At 64.0% G+C, this 617-nt stretch carries 2 pseudogenes; one reads left to right on the top strand and one right to left on the bottom strand.

The features are described 5' to 3' along the window. Positions 1 to 257 (bottom strand): annotated as a pseudogene (locus A5688_RS11705) (acetyl-CoA C-acetyltransferase); the annotation flags it as partial. 133 nt (positions 258 to 390) lie between these two features. On the opposite strand from A5688_RS11705, the pseudogene A5688_RS11700 reads away from it, so the two are divergent. Beyond that, positions 391 to 617 (top strand): annotated as a pseudogene (locus A5688_RS11700) (acetyl-CoA C-acetyltransferase); the annotation flags it as partial.

The following is a 617-nucleotide window of genomic DNA, read 5'->3' as shown; positions in this document are numbered from 1 at the left end:
GCCTGCTGGCTCGATCCGCACTGCCGGTCGACAGTGGTCCCCGGTACCGTCTCGGGCCAACCGGCGGACAGCACCGCGTGGCGGGCGATATTGCCAGTCTGCTCACCGACCTGACCGACACAACCCCAGATGACGTCATCGATGCTGCCGGGGTCGATGCCCGTGCGATCGGCCAAGGCGCGCAACACCAATGCCGACAACTCCCCGGCGGCGATTCCGGCCAGCGCGCCGTGACGGCGCCCCACCGGAGTGCGCACGGCACCTACGATCACGGCGTCCCGGTCCAGCGGCCTCTGGTTCACGGTCTCTCGATCCCCTCATTTAGGATACTGTTTGAGATGATTAGATAGCAGTCGAGTGCCATTGGCAAGTTCACGGTGAGGTGAGGGCATGCGCGATGTGGTGATCGTCGATGCGGTACGAACAGCGATCGGAAAGCGCGGCGGGTCGCTGGCGCAGACGCATCCGGTGGACATGTCCGCCGATGTGCTAAGCGCGTTGATGACTCGTACTGGTCTCGACCCCGCCAGCATCGACGATGTCATCTGGGGATGCGTGTCCCAAATCGGTGATCAGTCAAGCAACATCGCGCGGTTCGCCGTGTTGGCCGCTGGATG

It is taken from the genome of Mycobacterium mantenii, from assembly GCF_001667865.1.
Lineage (GTDB): Bacteria > Actinomycetota > Actinomycetes > Mycobacteriales > Mycobacteriaceae > Mycobacterium > Mycobacterium mantenii_A.
The sequence above is the reverse complement of the archived record's forward strand: the minus strand, read 5'-3'. Positions and strand labels throughout refer to the sequence as shown.